The organism is Hylemonella gracilis (assembly GCF_004328645.1).
Lineage (GTDB): Bacteria > Pseudomonadota > Gammaproteobacteria > Burkholderiales > Burkholderiaceae_C > Hylemonella > Hylemonella gracilis_B.
Map to the genome: position 1 here is coordinate 3,728,683 of NZ_CP031395.1, position 22,977 is coordinate 3,751,659.

At 65.3% G+C, this 22,977-nt stretch carries 20 protein-coding genes and 1 pseudogene; 9 read left to right on the forward strand and 12 right to left on the reverse strand.

Annotated features, from left to right (window positions below; genetic code table 11):
• Positions 1-90: 90 nt before the first annotated feature.
• A complete protein-coding gene (gene mdoH, locus DW355_RS17340) occupies positions 91-2,199 on the forward strand; it encodes a glucans biosynthesis glucosyltransferase MdoH (protein ID WP_242671242.1) in 2,109 nt (702 codons plus the stop codon).
• 58 nt (positions 2,200-2,257) lie between these two features.
• Here mdoH and ffh read toward each other — a convergent pair whose 3' ends face one another.
• A complete protein-coding gene (gene ffh / locus DW355_RS17345) occupies positions 2,258-3,661 on the reverse strand; it encodes a signal recognition particle protein (protein ID WP_131281974.1) in 1,404 nt (467 codons plus the stop codon).
• 70 nt (positions 3,662-3,731) lie between these two features.
• Here ffh and DW355_RS17350 point away from each other — a divergent pair, with 70 nt between their 5' ends.
• The 7 genes from DW355_RS17350 to DW355_RS17380 all read left to right on the forward strand — a co-directional run bounded on the left by DW355_RS17350 (position 3,732) and on the right by DW355_RS17380 (position 11,239).
• Positions 3,732-4,541, forward strand: a complete 810-nt coding sequence (locus tag DW355_RS17350; RefSeq protein ID WP_131281975.1) for a cytochrome C assembly family protein — start codon at positions 3,732-3,734, stop codon at positions 4,539-4,541.
• A complete protein-coding gene (locus DW355_RS17355) occupies positions 4,538-4,789 on the forward strand; it encodes a PP0621 family protein (protein WP_131281976.1) in 252 nt (83 codons plus the stop codon). Before DW355_RS17350 ends, DW355_RS17355 begins: the two co-directional genes overlap by 4 nt.
• 2 nt (positions 4,790-4,791) lie before the next feature.
• Positions 4,792-5,418 carry a 1,6-anhydro-N-acetylmuramyl-L-alanine amidase AmpD gene (ampD, locus tag DW355_RS17360; protein ID WP_131281978.1) on the forward strand — a complete coding sequence of 209 codons (627 nt, stop codon included), beginning with the start codon at positions 4,792-4,794 and terminating at the stop codon, positions 5,416-5,418.
• 455 nt (positions 5,419-5,873) lie between these two features.
• Positions 5,874-8,783: a ribonucleoside-diphosphate reductase subunit alpha gene (locus DW355_RS17365; RefSeq protein WP_242671243.1), complete on the forward strand. Its 2,910-nt coding sequence runs from the start codon at positions 5,874-5,876 to the stop codon at positions 8,781-8,783.
• 195 nt (positions 8,784-8,978) lie between these two features.
• On the forward strand, positions 8,979-10,175 hold the full coding sequence (locus DW355_RS17370) for a ribonucleotide-diphosphate reductase subunit beta (protein WP_131281981.1): 1,197 nt from the start codon (positions 8,979-8,981) through the stop codon (positions 10,173-10,175).
• A gap of 200 nt (positions 10,176-10,375) precedes the next feature.
• Positions 10,376-10,813 carry a histone H1-like DNA-binding protein gene (locus tag DW355_RS17375; protein WP_131281982.1) on the forward strand — a complete coding sequence of 146 codons (438 nt, stop codon included), beginning with the start codon at positions 10,376-10,378 and terminating at the stop codon, positions 10,811-10,813.
• A gap of 72 nt (positions 10,814-10,885) precedes the next feature.
• Positions 10,886-11,239 (forward strand): DUF167 domain-containing protein, encoded by a 354-nt coding sequence (locus tag DW355_RS17380; RefSeq protein WP_131281984.1) that lies wholly within the window; start codon positions 10,886-10,888, stop codon positions 11,237-11,239.
• A 69-nt stretch (positions 11,240-11,308) separates the two neighbouring features.
• On the opposite strand, the gene DW355_RS17385 is transcribed toward DW355_RS17380, so the two are convergent.
• From DW355_RS17385 to DW355_RS17430, 10 genes and pseudogenes are all read right to left on the reverse strand, one after another.
• Positions 11,309-12,223, reverse strand: coding sequence for a carbohydrate kinase family protein (locus DW355_RS17385; protein WP_131281985.1), 915 nt, complete (start codon positions 12,221-12,223; stop codon positions 11,309-11,311).
• A 55-nt stretch (positions 12,224-12,278) separates the two neighbouring features.
• Positions 12,279-13,424 (reverse strand): DUF3426 domain-containing protein, encoded by a 1,146-nt coding sequence (locus DW355_RS17390; RefSeq protein ID WP_131281987.1) that lies wholly within the window; start codon positions 13,422-13,424, stop codon positions 12,279-12,281.
• 67 nt (positions 13,425-13,491) lie between these two features.
• Positions 13,492-14,385 (reverse strand): 50S ribosomal protein L11 methyltransferase, encoded by an 894-nt coding sequence (gene prmA, locus DW355_RS17395; protein ID WP_131281988.1) that lies wholly within the window; start codon positions 14,383-14,385, stop codon positions 13,492-13,494.
• A gap of 152 nt (positions 14,386-14,537) precedes the next feature.
• Positions 14,538-15,887 (reverse strand): acetyl-CoA carboxylase biotin carboxylase subunit, encoded by a 1,350-nt coding sequence (gene accC / locus DW355_RS17400; protein WP_131281990.1) that lies wholly within the window; start codon positions 15,885-15,887, stop codon positions 14,538-14,540.
• 12 nt (positions 15,888-15,899) lie between these two features.
• Positions 15,900-16,355, reverse strand: a complete 456-nt coding sequence (gene accB / locus DW355_RS17405; protein WP_131281992.1) for an acetyl-CoA carboxylase biotin carboxyl carrier protein — start codon at positions 16,353-16,355, stop codon at positions 15,900-15,902.
• Positions 16,356-16,474: 119 nt separating this feature from the next.
• Entirely contained in the window at positions 16,475-16,996 is a 522-nt protein-coding gene (locus DW355_RS17410; RefSeq protein ID WP_131281994.1) for a TlpA disulfide reductase family protein, read from the reverse strand.
• A gap of 11 nt (positions 16,997-17,007) precedes the next feature.
• Positions 17,008-17,579 (reverse strand): annotated as a pseudogene (locus tag DW355_RS18585) (hypothetical protein).
• Between the two features lie 130 nt (positions 17,580-17,709).
• Positions 17,710-18,846: an SMP-30/gluconolactonase/LRE family protein gene (locus DW355_RS17420; protein WP_131281996.1), complete on the reverse strand. Its 1,137-nt coding sequence runs from the start codon at positions 18,844-18,846 to the stop codon at positions 17,710-17,712.
• A gap of 46 nt (positions 18,847-18,892) precedes the next feature.
• The gene (gene trhA, locus DW355_RS17425; RefSeq protein ID WP_242671400.1) at positions 18,893-19,525 is read right to left on the reverse strand and encodes a PAQR family membrane homeostasis protein TrhA; all 633 of its coding nucleotides are present in this window, start codon (positions 19,523-19,525) and stop codon (positions 18,893-18,895) included.
• A 177-nt stretch (positions 19,526-19,702) separates the two neighbouring features.
• Positions 19,703-20,005 (reverse strand): flagellar basal body rod C-terminal domain-containing protein, encoded by a 303-nt coding sequence (locus tag DW355_RS17430; protein ID WP_131281999.1) that lies wholly within the window; start codon positions 20,003-20,005, stop codon positions 19,703-19,705.
• A gap of 87 nt (positions 20,006-20,092) precedes the next feature.
• On the opposite strand from DW355_RS17430, the gene mpl reads away from it, so the two are divergent.
• The gene (mpl, locus tag DW355_RS17435; RefSeq protein ID WP_131282001.1) at positions 20,093-21,631 is read left to right on the forward strand and encodes a UDP-N-acetylmuramate:L-alanyl-gamma-D-glutamyl-meso-diaminopimelate ligase; all 1,539 of its coding nucleotides are present in this window, start codon (positions 20,093-20,095) and stop codon (positions 21,629-21,631) included.
• Between the two features lie 38 nt (positions 21,632-21,669).
• On the opposite strand, the gene DW355_RS17440 is transcribed toward mpl, so the two are convergent.
• Positions 21,670-22,782, reverse strand: coding sequence for a 3-deoxy-7-phosphoheptulonate synthase (locus DW355_RS17440; protein ID WP_131282003.1), 1,113 nt, complete (start codon positions 22,780-22,782; stop codon positions 21,670-21,672).
• Between the last annotated feature and the right edge of the window lie 195 nt (positions 22,783-22,977).

Sequence of the window (22,977 nt, forward strand, 5' to 3'; positions counted from 1 at the left end):
CCGGTTTTCCAAACCGGCCCTAAAAGTCTTTGTAAGTCATTGATTTAAAAATAGATTTCATTGTGGCACGGCGATTGCCCTATAGAAGGCATGTCTGCCTTTTCCTCGCGTCTTTCTGCCCGTGCCGCCCTGGGCGCCCGCCCCCCATCCGCAACCGGCGCGCGCGCCGCACAGCCCACCGTGTCGTGCGCCTGCGACAGCACGCGCGACGCCGCCACCGCCCCGCCCCTGCACCGCGGCAGCATGCCCGCGCAGCCCTGGGTCGGCTTCTGGCGTGGTCTCGGCCTGGGGCTGACCTCGAGCCTGCAACACCTGCTGCACCCCTGGACACCGCCCGCACGGCCCCAGGTGGGCACGAACGCCGCGGGGCTGGCAAGGCAAAAGACGGCTCGCCAACGGCGTCGGGTGTTCATGCTGCTGATCGCGCTGTCCACTGCCACCACCACCGCCCTGTTCGCCCACGCCCAGCCCACCGCGCCGACGCCGCTGGCGGACTGGTTGCAACTCGCCCAGATCGCGCTCTATGCCTTGCTGTCGGCCTGGGTCACCTCCGGTTTCGTAACGGCACTGATGGGAGCCTGGGTTCTGCTGCGTGGTGACCGGCATGCGCTTTCGGGCCGGTCCGTGCGCCAGCACCGCATGAATCCCGAGGCCCGCACCGCGGTCATCATGCCCATCTGCCATGAGGACGTGGCCACCGTCTTCGCCGGCCTGCGCGCCACCTGCGAATCGATGGCGGCGACGGCGCGGACCCAGGGTTACGCCGCGACACAGTTCGACGTGTTCGTGTTGTCCGACAGCAGCCGCCCCGAGGTGCTGGCCGCCGAGCGCGCCGCCTGGGAAGACCTGCGCGCCGCGCTGGCCATGGGCCACGCCCAGTCTGGTCTGCCGCAGGTCGAGGTCTATTACCGCGCCCGCCGCCGCCGCACCCATCGCAAGGCGGGCAATGTGGCGGACTTCTGCCGCCGCTGGGGCCGGGATTACCGCTACATGGTCGTGCTCGATGCCGACAGCGTGATGAGCGGCGATGCCCTCGCCACCCTGGTCAAGTTGATGGAAGCCAACCCGCAGGCCGGCATCATCCAGACCGCGACCCAGGCCGTGGGCCACGTCACGCTGCACGCGCGCGCGCAGCAATTCGCCAGCCGGGTGACCGGACGACTGTTCACCTTGGGCATGCAGTTCTGGCAACTGGGCGAATCCCACTACTGGGGGCACAACGCCATCATCCGCGTCGAGCCCTTCATGCGGCATTGCGCCCTGGCGCCCATCGCCGGCAAGGGCGGCCTGAGCGGCCCCATCCTCTCGCACGACTTCGTCGAAGCCGCGCTGATGCGCCGCGCCGGCTGGGACGTCTGGCTCGTCTCCGACCTCGGCGGCAGCTACGAACAGCAACCGCCGGACCTGCTGGCCGAGCTGCAACGTGACCGTCGCTGGTGCCAGGGCAATCTGCAGAACGCCCAATTGATGACCGAACCCGGCCTGCACCCGGTGCACCGCGCCATGTTCGTGACCGGGGCCCTGGCCTACCTCTCCGCGCCGCTGTGGCTGGCTTTCCTGACCCTGGGTGGCGTGCTCTGGTTCACCGGCGCGGGCCATCCGGGCCTCGGTTCGGCCTGGATCGGCGCGGGCGCACTCAACGGCGATCTGGTCTGGCTCTGGGCCTGGACCCTGTGCCTGCTGTTCGTGCCGCGCCTGCTGGGCCTGCTGGCTGTGCTGCTCAAGCGCGAGCAGCATTTCCACGGCGGCGCGCGCAAGCTCTTGCAAAGCGCTCTGCTCGAGGCGCTGCTGGCCCTGCTGCAGGCGCCGATCCGCATGTTCGCGCACAGCCTGTTCGTGCTGATTGCGCTCACTGGTTGGAAGCTGGAATGGAAATCCCCGCCGCGCGAGGCCGCCGCCGTGCCCTGGATGCACGCGCTGCGCCAGTTCGCACCGGCGAGCCTGGCCCTGCTGCTGCTGGTGGGCGGCGTGGCGGCTTTCGAGACTTGGAACGCCACCGAAACGAGCTACCCGCTGTGGTCGCTCATGCTCATCCTGCTCCCGGTGGGGCTGCCGCTGCTGCTGGCCGCTCCGCTGACCGTCGTCAGCAGTCAACCCGGCTTGGGCTCGGCGCTGCGCGAGCGCCACTGGCTGCTGATCCCGCAGGAAGCCTGGCCCAAGGCCGTGCTGCGGCGAGCCTGGCGGCACGCAGGCGCCTGAGGCCCGCTCACTGACGCGCCCTGCTCTGGGCCTTGGGCCCTGGCAGGGTCGTCGCGACTCAAAGACGCGGCATCCCGGGGGGCATGCCCTTCATGCCAGGCATTCCGCCCATGCGCTTCATCATCTTCATGAGGCCCCCGCCCTTCATCTTCTTCATCATTTCCTGCATCTGCTCGAATTCCTTGAGCAGGCGGTTCACGTCCTGCACCTGGACCCCGGCGCCGATGGCGATGCGGCGCTTGCGGGTGGCCTTGATGAGCTCGGGTTTGCTGCGTTCCCGGGGCGTCATGCTGTGGATGATGCCCTGCTTGCGGCGCATGTCCTTCTCGACCTTGGCCGTGTCCACCTGGCCGGCCTTGGCGGCGAGCTGACCGGGCAGCTTGTCCATCAGGCTCGCCAGGCCACCCATCTGGTTCATCTGCTGGATCTGGGCCAGAAAGTCATTCAGATCGAAACCGGCGCCGCTCTTGACCTTGGCCGCGAGTTTCTGCGCGGCCTCGATGTCCACGTTGGCCGTGACCTGCTCGACCAGGGCTACGATGTCGCCCATGCCCAGCACGCGACCCGCGTGGCGCTCGGCGTCGAACACTTCAAGGCCGTCGATCTTCTCGCTCACGCCCGCGAACTTGATGGGCGCGCCCGTGACGGCGCGCACCGACAGCGCCGCGCCGCCGCGCGAGTCACCGTCCATCTTGGTCAGCACGATGCCGGTCAGTGGCAGGGCTTCCCTGAAGGCCTTGGCGGTGTTCACCGCGTCCTGGCCCTGCATGGCGTCCACGACGAACAGTGTCTCCACCGGGTCGAGGATGGCGTGCAGCTCCTGGATCTCCTTCATCAAGGCTTCGTCGATGGCCAGACGGCCCGCCGTGTCCACCAGCAGCACGTCGAAATAATGCTTCTTCGCGTAGTCCAGGGCGGCGCGCGCGATGTCGGCCGGCTTCTGGTCGGGCATGCTCGGAAACCATTCGGCCCCGGCCTGGGCCGTGACCGTCTTGAGCTGCTCGATGGCGGCGGGACGGTACACGTCACCCGAGACGGTGAGCACCTTCTTCTTGCGCCGGGTGATCAGGTGGCGCGCCAGCTTGGCCGTGGTCGTGGTCTTGCCCGCGCCCTGCAGGCCGGCCATGAGGATGACGGCGGGCGGCTGGGCGGCGAGGTTGATGTCGGCCGGGCCTTTGAGGACGCCGGACGCATCCACCTCCCCCATGGTGGCCGCGAGTTCGCGGTTGACCACGCCGACCAGGGCCTGGCCCGGCGTGAGCGAACCCACGACGGCCTGGCCCAGGGCCTTGTCTTTGACGCGGGCGATGAAGTCGCGCACCACGGGCAGGGCCACGTCGGCCTCCAGCAGGGCCATGCGCACTTCGCGCAGCATGTCGGCCACGTTGCCCTCGGTGATGCGGGCTTGGCCGCGCATTTCCTTGACGATGCGCGAGAGTTTGTCGGTAAGGGCGTTGGCCATGAATGAAAACCACTCTCTATACTTAGGTCCGTGATTTTATCGAGCGGTCCCTATCCCCATACCTGACGCCATGCCTTTCGCGATTCCCTTCCATGCGCTGCTGCCAGGCCTGGTGTGTGCGCTGGCCTACGCGTTGTCGGCGCTGACCCCCGGCCGAGGCGCCCGCGCGGCGCTCGGTCTGGCCTGGCTGATGCACGCCCTGCTGCTCGGCGTGGGCCTGGGCCTGTGGCACGACGAGCCCCATTTCGGCTTCGCGCCCGCGCTGTCGGTCACGGTCTGGCTGGTGGTGGCCGTCTACGCCGTCGAGGCCCGCTACTACCCGGCCCTGCAGGCGCGACGCGCGCTGCCCGCGCCGCTGGCCACGCTGAGCCTGCTGGCGGTGCTGGTGAGCCTGTTCTTCCCAGGACAGGTCGTCACGCACCATGGCGCCCTGCTGCTCCCACTGCACTGGGCGCTGGGCATCGCCTCCTACGGCCTGTTCGCCGTGGCCGTGGCGCACGCCCTGCTGATGCTGCGCGCGGAGACGCGCATCCGCCATGCCAGCGAATCCGACAGTGGCCTGCCCCTGCTGACCCTGGAACGCTTGACTTTCCGCTTCGTGACCGCGGGTTTCGCCCTGCTGACGGCCACGCTGGCCGCTGGTCTGCTGTTTGACGAGCACCTGTACGGCACGCCCTGGAAGTGGAACCACAAGATGGTGTTTTCCGTGCTGTCCTGGGTCGTCTTCGCGGTGCTGCTGTACGGACGCTGGCGACTGGGTTGGCGCGGCTGGCGCGCGGCCCGTTGGCTCTTCACCGGCACGGGCCTGCTGCTGCTGGCCTATGTGGGCTCGCGCTTCGTGCTGGAAATCGTTTTGCACCGCGGCCCGCTGACATCATGAAATTCCTGCTCTTCCTGCTCGTCATGCTGCTGGCGGTCTGGCTCTGGCGCTCAGGCCGGACGGCGGAGCCGCCCGCGAGACGACCCGCTGGCCCAACGCGCCCCACCCCACGCAAAACCGTGCCACAAGACATGGTACGTTGCGCGCATTGCGGCCTGCACCTGCCGCTGAGCGAGGCCGTGGTCAGTACCGGCGCGCATTACTGCAGTACCGAGCACCGACGGCTGGCCGAACCCGGGACGTATTGAGCATGGTCACGGCGCTGTCCGGTGACGGGGTGCTCTGGGATGGCGGCTGGTATCGCCACGCTCGGCGGCTCGATTCCCCGAACTTCGGCCCACGTCCCGCCACGGGGCATGCCCTGGGGGATGCAAGCACCGCCCCGGAGATCGATCTCATCGTGCTGCATTCGATCAGCCTGCCGCCGGGTCAGTACGGTGGTGACGCCGTGCAGCGCCTCTTCACCAACACCTTGGACTGGAATGCCCACCCCTATTTCAAGTCCATCGAGGGCTTGCAGGTATCCGCGCACTTCTATGTGCGACGCGACGGCGCGCTCTGGCAGTTCGTGAGCTGCGATGACCGTGCCTGGCATGCGGGCGTCTCGCACTACTGCGGGCGCGACAACTGCAATGACTTCTCCATCGGCATCGAGCTTGAGGGTCTGGAAGGCGATGCCTTCGAAGCGGCGCAGTACGAAACGCTGAGCAGTCTTTGCGCGGCACTGGCCCAGCACTACCCGGTGCGGCAGATTGCCGGCCACGAGCACATCGCGCCAGGCCGCAAGGCCGACCCCGGACCGGGCTTTCAGTGGCCGCGACTGCAAAGCAGTCTGGGCTGGCCCGCTCAGTACTTTCCCGAAGTCAGCGCAAGCTGACTTGCACGCTCGATCACGGACATGCGCGCCAGGTGGGCGTGCAGCCGTTCGGTGCCGGCGATCACCCCACGCAAACAAGCGCCCTCCCGGCCCGTTTTCATGCCTCGACCGCACGCCATCTGGATGCGCGCGCGCGTATCCAGATGCGACAAGGGTTGCGCACCTTCATGACCGGACCAAGAACGACGATGCACGACATGCATGCACGTCGTGACAAGCGCCATGCGTCGGTCGCGCGAGCCCACACCAAGTAACTTTTGCACACTGGCGTGACCTTCTTCACGCGCATTCGCTCGAATGCACCGCTACACTACGGGTAGTGGATTGCCTTCGCTGCACACCCTACCTATAGCGTTTCCAGCCTCAAGAACATTTCGCGCCACGACCACAGATTTGCCAGACACGAGGAAAAGATGCAAACCGGCCTGAACACTCCCCCCTCCTCCCATCCCCTGATGTCCGCGACGCTGCCCCAAGGCACCGGCACAGCCCTGGGCGCCACGAGCGCGCTCGCGCATTACCAGATCATCCGCCGCAACGGCGCCGTCGTGCCTTTCGAGCCCAGCAAGATCGCCGTGGCCCTGATGAAGGCCTTCCTGGCCGTGCACGGCGCGCAGGGCGCGGCTTCGGCCAGCGTGCGCGAAACCGTGGATGAACTGACCCAGGCCGTGGTGCGCGCGCTGACGCGCTCGCGCCCAGGCGGCGGCACCTTCCATATTGAAGACGTGCAAGACCAGGTGGAACTGGGCCTGATGCGCGGCGGCCACCATGAAGTGGCCCGCGCCTACGTGCTCTACCGCGCCAAGCGCGCGGAGGAACGCGCCCAGCACGCCGCCCAGGCCGCGCCGCAGACACCGGTGCTGCATGTCACCGACAACGGCCAGCGCCTGGCTCTGGACCTGGGCCGCCTGCGGCGCCTGATCGAAAGCGCTTGCGCCAATCTGTCGACCGACGTGAAGGCCGAGCCCATCGTGGCCGAAACCCTGCGCAACCTCTACGACGGCGTGCCGCTCGAAGAGGTGTACAAGGCGGCCATCCTGGCCGCCCGCACCCTGATCGAGAAAGACCCGGATTACACCTACGCCACGGCCCGCCTGCTGTTCCACACCATCGCCAAGGAGGTGCTGGGCCGGGACGTGCAACCCACCGAGATGAAGCAGGCCTACGCCGACTACTTCCCGGGCTTCATCAAGAAGGGCGTGGACGCCGAACTGCTCAACCCCGAGCTGCTGCAGTATGACCTGAAGCGCCTGGGCGCGGCCCTCAAGGCCGAACGTGACCATCAATTCGACTACCTGGGCCTGCAAACCCTGTACGACCGCTACTTCCTGCACGTCAAGAAGACGCGCATCGAGCTGCCGCAAGCCTTCTTCATGCGCGTGGCCATGGGTTTGGCGCTGAATGAAATCGACCGCGAAGCCCGCGCCATCGAGTTCTACGAAGTGCTGTCGTCCTTCGACTTCATGTCGTCCACGCCCACGCTGTTCAACAGCGGCACGCTGCGCAGCCAACTGTCGAGCTGCTACCTGACCACAGTGCCCGATGACCTGGACGGCATCTACGAATCCATCAAGGAAAACGCCCTGCTGTCCAAGTTCGCGGGCGGCCTGGGCAATGACTGGACGCGCGTGCGCGCGCTGGGCAGCCACATCAAGGGCACGAACGGCGAATCCCAGGGCGTGGTGCCCTTCCTCAAGGTGGTGAACGACACCGCCGTGGCCGTGAACCAGGGTGGCAAGCGCAAGGGTGCGGTCTGCACCTACCTGGAAACCTGGCACTTGGACATCGAGGAATTCCTGGAGCTGCGCAAGAACACCGGCGACGACCGCCGTCGCACCCACGACATGAACACGGCCAACTGGATTCCCGACCTGTTCATGCGCCGCGTGATGGAAAAAGGCGAATGGACCCTGTTCTCGCCTTCCGACGCACCCGACCTGCACGACCTGTTCGGGGCGGCCTTCGAAAAGGCTTACGTGGCCTACGAGGCCAAGGCCAAGCGCGGCGAACTCAAGCCCAGCAAGACCGTGCCTGCCACGGATCTGTGGCGCAAGATGCTCTCGATGCTGTTCGAAACCGGCCACCCCTGGATCACCTTCAAGGACGCCTGCAATGTGCGTTCGCCTCAGCAGCACGCGGGCGTGGTCCACTCGTCCAACCTCTGCACCGAAATCACGCTCAACACCAGCGACACCGAAACCGCCGTCTGCAACCTGGGCTCAGTCAACCTCAAGCAGCACATCACGGACGGCAAGCTCGACCACGAAAAGCTGAAGAAGACCATCAGCACCGCCATGCGCATGCTGGACAACGTGATCGACATCAACTATTACGCCGTCAAGAAGGCACGCGACAGCAACCTGCGCCACCGTCCTGTTGGTCTGGGCTTGATGGCCTTCCAGGACGCGCTCTATGAAATGCGCATCCCCTACGCCAGCGACGCGGCAGTGCAGTTCGCCGACCAGTCCATGGAGGCCATCTGCTACTACGCCTACTGGGCCTCGACCGAGCTGGCGCGCGAGCGCGGTGTGTATTCCAGCTACCAGGGCTCGCTCTGGAGCAAGGGCATCCTGCCGCTGGACACGCTCGAACTGCTGAACCGGGAACGTGGCGGCTACGTGGAAGTGGACCGCAGTGCCACCCTGGACTGGGACCTGCTGCGCAAGAAGATCGCTGCCGACGGCATGCGCAACAGCAATTGCGTGGCCATCGCCCCGACCGCGACGATTTCCAACATCATCGGCGTGGACGCCTCCATCGAACCCTGCTTCGGCAATCTCTCGGTCAAATCCAACCTGTCGGGTGAGTTCACCATCATCAACGGCTACCTGGTGAAGGACCTGAAGCGCCTGGGCCTGTGGGACGAGGTGATGGTGATGGACCTGAAACACTTCGACGGTTCCCTGCTGCCCATCGACCGCGTGCCCCAGGACATCAAGGCGCTGTACGCGACAGCTTTCGAGGTCGAGCCGAGCTGGCTGGTGGAAGCCGCCGCGCGCCGCCAGAAGTGGATCGACCAGGCCCAGTCGCTCAACATCTACATGGCGGGTGCCTCGGGCAAGAAGCTGGACGATACCTACAAGCTGGCCTGGACGCGCGGCCTGAAGACCACCTACTACCTGCGCACCACCAGCGCGACGCAGGCAGAGAAGTCCACCGTGGCCGCAGGTCGCCTGAATGCCGTGTCCTCGGGTTCCTCCGAGGCGGGCTCCTCCGCCGCACCGCTTGCTTCGACGGTGCCCGCCGCGAAGAAGGTGAGCGCGCTCGAAGCGGCCGCCGCCGCCGCGCAGTCGCAGATGGCCGTCGCTGCCACCGACATCAAGTTCTGCGCGATCGATGACCCGGGCTGCGAAGCCTGCCAGTGAAAGGAAGACGTGGTGCGCGACCTCTGTCGTGCACGACGCATGCACTTGAGTGCGCGGTCACCCTCGCCACTCACGCGAGGGGTGCGATGCGTAGCGCGACGCGCGATGCAATAGAGCAACAAAACGAGCGGCGGTGTGAATGAACACTTTGCAATTCAGATCGCTGCTCACATAATTCAGGAATTGGATCTCTCTATGTTGTCCTGGGACGAAGAAGTCAAACCCACATCGCCAGCCCCCGCCGCTGGTGCGGCCCGTTTGTCTCCGTCGCCTGCTGCGACGCCGATGCAGCCAGTCCGGCAGGTCAGCGCGCATGTGCTCGGCGACACGGCGATCGCCGCTCCTCAATCCGCCTCGCCCGCGCCCTCCGGTGCGCATCGCATCAAGGCGTCTGACAAGCGCATCATCAATGGCCAGACCGACGTCAACCAGTTGGTACCGTTCAAGTACAAGTGGGCCTGGGAAAAATACCTCGCCACCTGCGCCAACCACTGGATGCCGCAGGAAGTGAACATGAACCGCGACATCGCGCTCTGGAAGGACCCGAACGGTCTTTCGGAAGACGAGCGTCGCATCATCAAACGCAACCTGGGTTTCTTCGTCACGGCGGATTCGCTGGCGGCCAACAACATCGTGCTGGGCACCTACCGCCACATCACGGCGCCGGAATGCCGCCAATTCCTCCTGCGCCAGGCCTTCGAGGAAGCCATCCACACCCACGCCTACCAGTACATCGTGGAATCGCTGGGTCTGGACGAATCCGAGATTTTCAGCGCCTACCTGGAAGTCCAGTCCATCCGTGACAAGGACGAGTTCCTGCTCCCGTTCATCAACGCGATCATGGACCCCAACTTCCACACCGGCACACTGGAAACCGACCAGACGCTCCTCAAGAGTCTGATCGTCTTCGCCTGCCTGATGGAAGGTCTGTTCTTCTACGTCGGCTTCACCCAGATCCTGGCCCTGGGCCGCCAGAACAAGATGACGGGTGCCGCGGAGCAGTACCAGTACATCTTGCGCGACGAGTCCATGCACTGCAACTTCGGCATTGACCTGATCAACCAGATCAAGCTGGAGAACCCGCAGCTCTGGACGCCTGAGTTCAAGACCGAGATCCGCAGCCTGTTCGAGAAGGCTGTCGAACTGGAATACCGCTACGCCGAAGACACCATGCCGCGCGGCGTGCTGGGCATGAACGCCTCCATGTTCAAGGGCTACCTGCGCTACATCGCCAACCGGCGCGCCACCCAGATCGGCCTGGAACCGCTCTTCCCCAACGAGGAAAACCCCTTCCCCTGGATGAGCGAGATGATCGACCTGAAGAAAGAGCGCAATTTCTTCGAGACCCGCGTCATCGAGTACCAGTCCGGCGGCGCACTGTCCTGGGACTGAGGCAACAGGCAAGCAAATCAATCTATGGCTTCACGAATCGCATGGACTCCCGACCGCTCTCGACAGAAGAGCTGCGGGTGTCCGTGCCACCCCGTTCATGGCGCTGGGTTCCTTCCACAGGTTCCCAGCGCCATGAATCGCTTCATGTACACCAACAAACGCATGAAGTGCTCTTTGTAACTTGATCAAGGAGAATCGAAATGGCAACTGCAAAGAAAGCTCCGGCGAAAAAATCCGCCGCTAAGAAGGCCCCGGCTAAGAAGGCCGTCGCCAAGAAGGTCGTAGCGAAGAAGGCCCCGGCCAAGAAGGCTGCTGCCAAGAAGGCTCCGGCCAAGAAGGCCGCTGTGAAGAAGGTCGCCGCGAAGAAGGCTCCGGCCAAGAAGGTTGTGGCGAAGAAGGCTCCGGCCAAGAAGGCTGCTGCCAAGAAGGCCGCTGCCAAGAAGACCGTGGCGAAGAAGGCTGCTGCCAAGAAGCCCGCCGCGAAAAAGCCTGCTGCCAAGAAGGCCGCCGCGAAAAAGGCCGCCGCCAAGCCTGCCGCTGCGCCTGCGAAGCCTGTTGCTGCGCCGGCGGCGCCCGTGGCTCAAACCACGTTGAACCCGCAGGCCGCATGGCCCTTCCCCACGGCCAGCCGTCCCTGAACGAGGCCTGCCGTGTCAGCCTGTTGCCCGCAAGGGCGACAGGCTTTTTCTTTTCCTGGACGCTCCCGACGCATGGACCGAAACCCGGCGCAGGCCCACCACGCTCCCGCCCCCTCCTTTCTGCATCCGCAGAAAGACGGCTCCGTGCTGGTGGACATCCGCGTCATGCCGAACGCGTCCACTACACAGATCCAGGGCTTGTTTGACGGCGCTCTGGCGGTGCGATTGCACGCCCCGCCCGTGGACGGCAAAGCCAATGAAGCCCTGCGGATCTGGTTGGCGCGAACGTTGGGCATTCCCAAGTCGGGCGTGTCGCTGCTGCATGGCACCAGCGCGCGCCGCAAGCAGCTGCGCGTGGCGTCCCAGGTCGCGACAGAGGCGGACTGGGCGCAACTCAAGGTCCCAGGGCCGTCGTCTTCAAACTGAAGGCGCCCTCGGCACATTGCATGGGGCACGGACTCCTTGCGCCCCGTGTCGCGCGGGTTGCGCCGTGGGTCAGAGGCCGAACTTCGCGGTGTCCACCGGATAGTTCTGCGGCCCCCGAAAGGCAATCTTGTGCGAGCCCAGGCGGTTACCCAAGGCCGCGGCCTTGGCCAGAGGCCAGCCACGCTCCAGACCGAAAAGAAGCCCCCCGCGGTAGGCATCACCGCAGCCCGTCGGGTCAACAATGGCGGCCGCCGGGGTCGGCGCGATCCAATCCTTCTCGCCATCGATCCAGACCTCGCTGCCTTCGGCGCCCAGGGTGATGACCAGACCGCGCACCTTGCGAGAGATGTCCGCCGGGCTCAAGCCCGTGCGGTCGCACAGCATCTTGCCTTCGTAGTCGTTCACCGTGACCCAATCTGCCAGTTCGATGAAATGCGCCAGTTCCTTGCCGTCGAACATGGGCAGGCCCTGGCCGGGATCGAAGACGAAGGGGATGCCCGCGGCCTTGAACTGGGCAGCATGCTCCAGCATCGCGTCCCGTCCATCGGGCGAGATGATGCCCAGCTTCACGTCCTGCATGCCGGGGCCGTCGCGCTCGATGCGGGTCACGTGCGCCTGGGTCATCGCGCCAGGGTGAAAGGCCGTGATCTGGTTGTTGTCCTTGTCGGTCATGATCAGCGCCTGCGCCGTGTAGGTCTCGGGCAGTTGGCGCACATAACGGGTGGCGATGCCCAGCTTGTTCAGGCGCTCCACATAGCCCGCGCCATCGTTGCCGACGGTGGCCATCGGCAGGGGCACGCCGCCCAACGCACGCAGGGCGTAGGCGATGTTGCCAGCGCACCCGCCAAAATCGCGCCGCAGCGTGGGCACCAGGAAGGAAACATTGAGGATGTGCAGCTGGTCCGGCAGGATCTGCTCGGCAAAACGCCCCTCGAAGTTCATGATGGAATCGAAAGCCAGGGAACCACAGATCAGTGCCGCCATGGAATGCTCTTTTCTCTTGGATTGGATTGTTGATGAATGAAATGATCGCAAGCACTCAGGGATAAAAGGCCAGCAGCCGGTACCCCGCCACTCTGCCTTCCAGGCCAGGACCTGCGGCGCGGTTGGCACCGCCGTTGCCGTTCCTGATCTCCATGAGCACCGTGGCCTGGAACTCATTGCCCGAGCGGATCAGGCGACTCGTGCCCTGGGTGCGCGGCACGTCGTCCTGAGCGGTGCCCGACCCGGCGCCCAGCTCCTGCGGCAGCAGCACGCGGCGGATCAGCACTTGGTCCTGCACGTCCGTCAGCACGAGTTCCACCGCAGGCAAGGCCAGATCAACCGGCGCCTTGTTGCGCAAGGTCAGGTTGAGCTGGTAGAGCTCGTCGCGGATCTTGCTGAAGGCCGAACCATCAATCACCACCGATTCGATCTGGCGCAAAGGCTCCACCGTGCAATCGAGTTGCTCGCACAGCACATGCAGCCAGGGGCGCAGGGCGGGTTCCCGGGCCGCGATGCGGTCGCGCTCATGGCGCGCCACCTGCAGCAGCAAGCCGAGGGACAGCAGACAGCACAACACCAGCAGCAGCGCGCGCACCGCAGGATGGCGCCAGCGCGATCGGCGCATGAAGGACAAGGCCTCCGCCTCCTGGCCGTCGGGCCCGGAACTCGCCGACGCCGACGCCTGCCCGGCAGGATGCAGCGGTTGAGACGGGCCCCGGTATGCCGCTTCGTAAGGACCGGCCATCGCCGCGGCTGCGGACCGGGGCAAGGGCGCGGACGGCGCGGGGAAACCCCCACCATCCGGTCGCGGCGGCGGTTCGGCCGCCCGCGGCGCAGGCAAGCCCTCAAGGTCCTCAGTGAAGCCTGGCTCACGCCAGGCGGATGCGTCGGGGGTTTCGAGCTGCAAATCTTCCAGCGGCGCGTCGTGCGGCGCGGCGAGGTCGCCAAACTCGGCTTCCACCATCTCGTCTTCCCAACTTCTGGGGAGTGCGCCGGCCGCTGGGGCTGGGGCGGCCCCCGCGCCAGACGGCGGCGTGGCCAGCGGCGTGGTCAAGGCAGGTGGCTCCTGCACCAGATGAGCCGTCGCATCAAACACCTGCTCACACTGGCCGCAACGGACCCAGCCTTGCGAGACCTTGAGCTGATCCTGCGCAACCTTGAACATGGTGCGGCAAGAGGGGCAACGGGTGATGAGGCTCATGTCCGGGCGATTGTAGAGGCGCGCCTTGCCGCCAGGCCCGCCGCGCGCGAGGAAGGCTGCAGGCCGTTCAGAGCTTCGCGGTCATCAGCACCCAGCCGTCCTCGCGGTCGGCGACGGTCAGGGCACTGCCCGCTGGCAGGTGCACTGCGTAGGCGGCGCTGAGTTCGTCCGCCTGGCGTTCCAGGATGCCCGCCAGCACCAGCGAACCACCCTGGGCCACGCGCGCGATCAACAGCGGCGCCAGCACCTTGAGCGGCGTTGCAAGGATGTTGGCCAGCACGACCGGATAGTCGCCCCGGGCTGCGTCCGGCAGGCCAGCCCGCAAGCTCACACCGTTGGCCTCGGCGTTCAGTCGGGTCGAGGCCACCGCGGCCTCGTCGATGTCCAGGGCATCGATGTCGGTCGCGCCGAACTTGGCCGCCGCGATCGCCAGGATGCCCGAACCACAGCCGTAGTCCAGCACGCGCAGGCCGCGCAACGGATGCGTGGCGATCCAACGCAGGCACATGCGGGTCGTGGGGTGGGTACCGGTGCCGAAGGCCAGGCCGGGGTCCAGGCGGATAAGCTCGCGCGCCTGCGCGGGGGGTTCGTGCCAGGTGGGCACGATCCAGAACGTCGGCGTGATCTCGACCGGCGCGAACTGGGATTGCGTCAGGCGCACCCAGTCCTGCTCCGGCACTTCGCCCAAGCCCAGCAACTGGCAATTGGCGAAAAAATCCTGCGCCTGCAACAAGGCGGCGGCTTCGCGTGCGGCCGCTTCGGAGGGAAACAAGGCCACGATGCGCGAGCGCTGCCAGCCTGCCGCCGGCGGCGGCATGCCCGGCTCGCCGAACAAAGCCCGCTCGGCGTCGGTCTGGGCATCGGCGTCCTCCACGCTGACGCTCAAGGCGTCCAGCGCATCCAGCGCCTCACCCAACACCTCCACGCGGTCTTCAGGACAGAGCAAGCGGAGTTCGTGCATGAGGCGGGGGAATGAAGGAAGAGAAAACGGCGGAACAGCAACGACCCCAAACCAGGGCTCCCGTGGAACCGGCTTCGCCGGGCCACTGGGAGCGCCCCCTGTCACCGAAGGTTGGCGCATTCAGGGGGAAGGCGCGTCAGCGCCTCAGGGGATTACCTTTTATGACTACGCATCCACTCTTCCAGGTAGTGGATGTTGGTGCCGCCTTCCATGAACTTGGCGTCGGCCAGCAGTTCGCGGTGCAACGGAATGTTGGTGCTGATGCCTTCGACCAGCGTCTCGCCCAGCGCGGTCTGCATGCGGGCCATGGCCTGCGCGCGGGTATCGCCGTGGACGATGATTTTGCCGACCATGGAGTCGTAGTTCGGCGGCACGAAGTAGTTGGTATAGACGTGCGAATCCACGCGCACGCCAGGCCCGCCCGGCGCGTGCCACATGGTGATGCGGCCCGGCGACGGCACGAAGGTGAAGGGGTCTTCGGCGTTGATCCGGCACTCGATGGCGTGGCCTCGGATCTGGATGTCCTTCTGCGTGAAGGGCAGGTGCTCGCCAGCCGCGACCATGATCTGCGTCTTCACGATGTCGATGCCCGTGATCAGTTCTGTCACCGGGTGCTCCACCTGCACGCGCGTGTTCATTTCAATGAAGTAGAACTCGCCATCCTGGTAGAGGAACTCGAAGGTGCCCGCGCCGCGGTAGCCGATCTTCTTGCAGGCGGCCACGCAGCTCGCACCGACCTTGTCGATCAGCTTGCGCGGGATGCCCGGCGCCGGCGCTTCCTCAATGATCTTCTGGTGGCGCCGCTGCATGGAGCAGTCCCGCTCGCCCAGGTAGACCGCGTTCTTGTGCTTGTCGGCCAGGATCTGGATTTCCACGTGGCGCGGGTTCTCCAGGAACTTCTCCATGTAGACAGCTGGATTGTTGAAGGCCGCGGCGGCCTCCGCCTTGGTCATCTGCACGGCGTTCACCAGGGCCGCCTCGGTGTGCACCACGCGCATGCCACGCCCGCCGCCGCCGCCCGCCGCCTTGATGATGACGGGGTAGCCTACGACCTTGGCGATGCGCTTGATCTGCACCGGATCGTCCGGCAGTTCGCCCTCGGAGCCGGGGACGCAGGGCACGCCTGCCTTGATCATGGCCTGCTTGGCCGAGACCTTGTCCCCCATGATGCGGATGGACTCGGGCGTGGGGCCGATGAACTGGAAGCCGCTCTTTTCGACGCGCTCGGCGAAATCGGCGTTCTCGGACAGAAAACCGTAACCGGGGTGGATGGCTTCGGCGTCCGTCACTTCGGCCGCCGAGATGATGGCCGGCATGCTCAGGTAGCTGTCACGCGAGGGGGCGGGGCCGATGCAGACGGCCTCCTCGGCCAGCTTCACATACTTGGCTTCGCGATCGGCCTCGGAATAGACCATCACAGCCTTGATGCCGAGCTCACGGCAGGCTCGCTGAATACGAAGGGCGATTTCGCCGCGGTTCGCGACGAGGATTTTCTTGAACATGAGGCGACCGCCTTATTCGATGATGAACAGGGGCTGCCCGTATTCCACGGCCTGACCGTTGTCGCACAGGACTTGCGTCACGGTGCCCGACTTGTCGGCCTCAATCTCATTGAGGATCTTCATGGCTTCGATGATGCACAGCGTGTCGCCCTGCTTCACGGCCTGACCCACCTCGACAAAAGACTTGGCGCCAGGCGAGGCCGAGCGATAGAAGGTACCGACCATGGGTGACTTGACCGTGTGACCCGTCGCCGCTGCCGGCGCGGCGGCTGGCGCTGCCACTGCGGGAGCTCCGGCAACCGGCGCCGCGGCAGGCGCCATCGCAACCGGGGCTGGCGCGTAAGCCTGCACCATCGCGCCGCCGCCCTTGACGATCCGCACCTTGCCTTCGGCTTCGGTGATTTCCAGTTCAGAGACGTTCGAATCAGACACCAGATCGATCAGGGTCTTGAGTTTGCGCAAATCCATGAAAACTCCAACAACGTGATTGATATTGCCTCAATCTCGCGGCACATCACTGGCAACTTGCCAACAACAGGCGACAAAGGCAAAAGAAACAGGGGCCGTTTTTCGGCGAAGGCGGGACTCTACCCGAGTTCCTGCCACTTCGCCAGATCGGCTTCGGACAACTTACCGATTTTACGATTCAAAATCACGCCATCTGCACCGACCAGCACGGTAAATGGCAATCCCCGGGCTTGATTGCCCAATTGCTGGCTCAGATTCAAGCCCTCCGCACCCGACAGCACCACCGGAAAGTCCAGCGGCAGGCGTTGCATGAATGCCTGGACAGGCGCCAGCTTGTCCACGGCGATACCAACAATTTGCCATCCTTTGGCAGAATTTTGACGGTAGAAGGCATTCAATAAAGGCAACTCCTCCACACAAGGCGGACACCAGGTAGCCCAGAAGTTCACCAGCAGAGGTTTGCCACGCAAACCGCCCAGCGCCAGGCGTTCGCCTTGCGGCGTGTCCAGCGTCAGCCCCCAGAACTGCGCCATGACACCCGCCGTCATGGCTTGCGGCTGTGCGCGCCACCAGGCCCAGGTGGCGCCCGCTCCAGCGGCAGCCAGCGCCGCCCCGGCGTACAGAAAATGCCTGCGTTCCATGGTCACCTCTTCTAGATCTGCGTTTCCGACGCTTGCACCAGCTCCCGCAAGGCCCGGACAGGTCCTCTGGGGCACGCCCACGGGCATCGGGCACGAGGGCGCCGCGCAGGTCGTCCAGGTCGTTGATGCGCAGGTGCACCCCGACCACCGATTCACCGCTGAGCTCACCGAGTTCGCGGCAAGGCGCGTGCAGGCTCAGCACATCCACCGTCTTGTGCCGCAAGCCGTTCGCGCTGCGTGACTCGTAGGGCAGGCCAAGATCAATGAGGGCGATCTCGGCTGCCTTGCCGTCCTCGCAGAACAGGTCAAGGTGCACATCCGACCAGCGTGTCGCGGTACCGCGCCAGACCGCGCCCATCAAATGGGGTTGAAAATCGGCCAGCCGCTCCATCCATTGCAGGGCAAGCCGCCGCAGAGCCAACAGTTCGCGCGGCTGGGTGTCCGCGCAGAACACGGCAATGTAGTCGCGCACGGCGTCTTCCAATGCGTCGTTGTCCGGCAAAGCCGTGCGCTGCGGCAGACCCAGCGCCTTCACGGCACGCAGCTTGGCCGGTCCGTATTCCAGCCCTTCTTCCACCACCATGCGCGCCGCGGTCGCCGCGATTTCATCTTGAGCATGCATGGCGCGGATTGTCACCCCTGTCGCTCGACCCTGTCCTTGTGCGGACAAGGCGAGGGGCTCCGAATCGATAGACCGTCACCCACTGAACGGCTCAGCGGGGCAACCACCCCAGTTCGCGCGCGTGCAGGCTTTGCACGTAGAGGCGATCCGGGGTTTCGGTGACACTGGTGGTTTCGGGATAACGGCCACTGGGATCCTGCAGATCCACCACCACCTGACCCGCCTCGTTGAAAGCAAAGACATGGCCATAGGCTTTGGGGATGGGCCAGAGCGCACGTGGCAAACGCAAGGTCAGGCTGCGCAGCCAGGGCTTGGATGCCAGTTGGTCTACCTTGGGATTGCGCGGTTTGACCAGGCCCACCCAGATGCGACCGTCCAGGCCACGCATGAGGTTGTCCGGGTAACCGGGCAGATTGTCGAACAGCACCGTGGCTTCAGTGCTGGCTTGCATTTGCGCGCCCACGGTTTTCGCCAGCGAAGCCAGATCCAGCGCCTGTGCCGTAATGGCAACTTTCCAGATGCGGTACTGACCGGTTTCGTTCACGTAGAGGCTGCGCTCGTCCGTGCTCAGCGCCACGCCGTTGGCGAAGCTCAGACCCTGCGCCACCACGCGGGTTGCCTTGCTGGCGGGGTCGTACTCCAGCACACGGCCCGTGCCGGCCTGCTCCAGGATGTCCAGCACGCTGGCCTCAAAGGTGCCGCCCCAGTCGCGCGGGGCGAAACGCGTGGACGCATCGCTGAAATAGATCTTGCCGCTCTTCGCCACCACCACGGCATTGGCGTAGCGGATGGGCACAGCGTCCGCCCGGTCGGTCAACAGCGTGACTTGGCCGTTGGGTCCAATGGACAGCAGGCCCTGCATGGCGTCGGCGGCGATCAGACGGCCTGCGGCATCAAAGTCGAAACCCAGCACACGCCCACCCGTGTTCGCGTACACCTGCAGCTTTCCACCGTCCGGCTCCATGCGCAGGATCTTGCCGCTGGCCACCGCGATGTAGAGCTTGCCGTCCGGGCCGGTCAACACGTGCTCGGGTCCCTCTTCGCCATGCAGATCGATCTTGTGCAGGTCCGCCAGCCGGGTGTTGGCGGCATGCGGCTCCACATACCCCAGGTCCGCTGCCGGTAGCCAGGCCCGGGGCTGGATCGGCACCGGCCAGAACAACAGGTAAAGCAGGGCCAGACCGAGCAGCAGAGCCAGGGTCCAGGCCGTCTTGTGCAAGGTCCTCATGGGTGCCTCCGTTGTCCTGTGCCGCCTGGCCCTGGGGGTCTGGTCCTCAGCGCGCGTGCCAGAGCACTGCGAAAAAATGACAGGCGGTGCCGGCCAGCACGAACAGGTGCCAGATGAAATGTGCGTATCGAACCCGGTTGTCGAGCACGAAGAACACCACGCCCAAGGTGTAAGCCAGGCCACCCGCCGCCAGCCAAGCCAGGCCAGCGGGCGACACACGCTCAAGCATGGGCACGGCAGCCACCAGCACCAACCAGCCCATCAGCAGGTACAGGCCGGTGGAAAGCCACTGGCTCGAAAGCCAATGGCCCGCCTTCAGGATCACCCCGAAGGCGGCCAGGCCCCACACCACGCCGAACAGGCTCCAGCCCCAGACGCCCCCCAGGACACCGAGCGTGAAAGGGGTGTAGCTACCGGCGATGAAGAGGTAGATCGACCCGTGGTCCAGGCGCATGAACACACGCTTGGCCCGCCCTTGCGGCAGGGCGTGGTACAGCGCCGAGACGCTGTAGAGCAGCAGCATGGTGGCCGCGAAGATGCTCGCGCCGACGACATCGGTCGCCGTACCGTCCAGGCTCGCGTAAACGATCAGCACCGGCATGGCGACCAGTGCGGCCAGGGCACCCAGCCCGTGGCTGACGCTGTTGGCGATTTCCTCACCCCGGGTTTGCGGGCGCATGGCACCGGAGGATGGGGCAAAAGACGCGGGAAAAGCAGCCGCAGTGGCGGGGATGGCGGTCATGGATCGACTTGTGGAAATGCGGCGGCCATTCTCGCCGGTTTCAGTGGCCACGCGGCGACGCCGCGAAGACCACGTGGTGGCAGGAGCGCTGGCGTATTGGCGCCACCGGGTCAGTCAGGCCTTGGCGTCGAGCAAGGAGCCCAGGACGTCGTCCTGCGTCTGAATGGTCTTCAGATTGGCCTTGAAGGCATAGGTGGCCGACATCTGGTCCACCACTTCCCGCTCCAGCGCCACGCCTTCTTCAGAGGCCTGACCCACGCTGGCACGTGTCCCGCCCAGATCCGGCAGGTCCTGCTGCGTCACGGTCTGGCGTCTGAACTCGCGCGTGTTCATGTTGGCCACGTTGTGCGCGGAACTGTCCAGCCGCAATTGCGCGGTCTGCAAACCCGAAATGCCAATGGAAGAAAGACTTGCCATCATGTGCTCCGCGCCAGGTGCTGGCGGTTGCTGCGATTTTAGCCAAAGTGGCCCGGAACGGTGCCAGGCCTGAGCTAGCATCGCGTCATGCACATCCACATACTCGGCATCTGCGGCACCTTCATGGGCGGTGTCGCGGCCCTGGCCCGCGAAGCGGGCCACAAAGTCACCGGTTGCGACAGCGGCGTCTATCCCCCCATGAGTGACCAGCTCCGGGCGCTCGGCATTGATCTGATCGAAGGTTATGGCGCGGACCAGATGGCGCTGAAACCCGACGTGTACGTCATTGGCAACGTGGTCAGCCGCGCCCGCGCTGCGGACGGTACACCGAAGTTCCCCCTGATGGAAGCCATCCTCGACAGCGGCGCACCTTACACCAGTGGCCCCCAATGGCTGGCCGAAAACGTGCTGCAAGGTCGCCACGTGCTGGCGGTGGCAGGCACGCACGGCAAGACGACGACAACGTCGATGCTGGCCTGGATTCTTGACCACGCAGGCCTGCAGCCGGGATTCCTGGTGGGCGGTGTTCCTCTCAATTTCGGAATCTCCGCTCGCCTGGGTGGCATGCCGAACAGAGACAAGGCTTGCGAGACGGCTGCGCCCTCGGCGGAGGTCAAGGAGGAGACCGCGCAGCGGTCGGGGGACACGCAGCAGAGGGCGCAGCCGTCTCGCCAGCCGCTGCCCGAACAACACCGCCCTCTTTTCGTCATCGAAGCCGACGAATACGACACCGCCTTCTTCGACAAGCGCAGCAAGTTCGTCCACTACCGCCCGCGCACGGCCATCCTGAACAACCTGGAATTCGACCACGCCGACATCTTCGACGACCTGGCCGCCATCGAACGGCAGTTCCATCACCTCGTGCGCACCGTGCCCGGCAGTGGACGGGTGGTGTTCAACGGCCTGGAGGAAAGTCTGACCCGGGTGCTGCACCAGGGCTGCTGGAGCGAGCAGCGCAGCTTCGGCGCGGCCAGCAGCGACTTCCAGGCCCAGGGCGAACCGCAGGATTTCGAGGTGCTGCGGCACGGCGCGTCGGTTGCCCACGTGCAATGGCAGGTGGGTGGTGTGCACAACCAGTTGAACGCGCTCGCGGCGATCGCCGCCGCCGAGCACGTGGGCGTCACGCCCGCCCAGGCTGCGCTGGCCCTGCACGAGTTCCAAAACGTCAAGCGTCGCATGGAGATGCGCGGCGTGGTGCCACGTGTGGGAGGCGGCATTACCGTCTACGACGATTTCGCCCACCATCCCACGGCCATCCGCACCACGCTGGACGGCCTGCGGCGCCAGATCGGCCCGAAAGGCGGCACCTCATCGCCGCGCATCCTGGCCGTGTTCGAACCGCGCAGCAACACCATGAAGCTCGGCACCATGAAGGCCCAATTGCCCTGGAGCCTGGAGGACGCGGACCTCGCCTTCTGCCACACGGGCGGCCTGGGCTGGGACGCGCGTGAGGCGCTGGCGCCCATGGGCGCCCGCGCCCAGGTGGCCGACAACATTGACGAACTGGTACGCCAAGTCACCGCAGTGGCGCGCGCTGGCGACCACATCCTCTGCATGAGCAACGGAGGTTTCGGCGGAGTACACCAGAAGCTGCTGGAGGCCCTGGCTGCGCCGGCCATGGCCTGAACCGGCACCAGCCTGCGGGCCAGGGCAGTGGGACGATGTCAGGCCGCGCGCCGCGCGGAGACCGCCTCCGACAACACCCGCAAAGCCTCCACCGAATCGTCCCAGCCCAGGCAGGCATCGGTGATGCTCTTGCCATACTCCAGGTCACCCGCCTGGTCTTTGCCCGGGGTGAACTTCTGGGCACCGGCGTTCAGGTGGCTTTCGAGCATCACGCCAAAGATGCGGCGCGAACCGCTGCGGATCTGGCCCGCGATGTCGCGCGTCACGTCCATCTGCTTTTCATGCTGCTTGCTGCTGTTGGCGTGGCTGCAATCCACCATCAGCGTGGTGGGCAGCTTGGCGGCCTCCAGATCGGCACAGGCCTTGGCCACGCTCTCGGCGTCGTAGTTGGGCGCCTTGCCGCCGCGCAGGATGACATGACAATCCTTGTTGCCCTGGGTCTGCACGATGGCCACCTGCCCGTTCTTGTGCACGGACAGGAAATGGTGGCCGCGCGAAGCAGCCTGGATGGCGTCGGTAGCGATGCGGATGTTGCCGTCCGTCCCGTTCTTGAAACCGATGGGCGCGGACAGGCCCGAGGCCAGTTCGCGGTGCACCTGGCTTTCTGTCGTGCGCGCGCCGATGGCGCCCCAGGAGATCAGGTCGCCGATGTACTGGGGCGAGATCACGTCCAGGAATTCGCTGCCGGCAGGCAGGCCGAGGCGATTGATCTCGATCAGCAATTGGCGCGCGATGCGCAGGCCTTCGTCGATGCGGTAGCTCTCATCGAGGTAGGGGTCGTTGATCAGGCCCTTCCAGCCCACGGTGGTGCGCGGCTTCTCGAAATAGACCCGCATCACGATCTCCAGCGTGTCCTTGAACTGCTCGCGCTGCGCCTTCAGGCGCTTGGCGTACTCCACTGCCGCCGCCGGATCATGGATGGAACAGGGACCGATGATGACCAGCAGGCGGTCGTCCTTGCCCGCCATGATGCGGTGAATGGTCTGCCGGGTCTTGGCGATCAAGGCCTCCACCGGTGTTCCCGCAATGGGAAAAAAGCGGATCAGATGTTCGGGCGGGGGCAGCACGGTGATGTCCTTGATGCGTTCGTTGTCGATGCGGCTGGTCTTGTCGGCAGGCTGCGCATACCAAGTCTCGGTGGTGGCGTTCATCAAGGGCTCCAAGAAGGTGAGTGGGTGTATCTGGTTGAAAACAAGGCACAAAAAAACCGCCGGGGCTTTTCAGCTCCGGCGGTTCTTGGTGAGGGGTCTGTGTCTGCTTAAGCTCGCGTCAGCGCCTCTCGTCCGCCGGGGACAGAGAACCAAAAGTAAAAATAAAAATACGCGCGAACGGCTTGCATGGCGGGC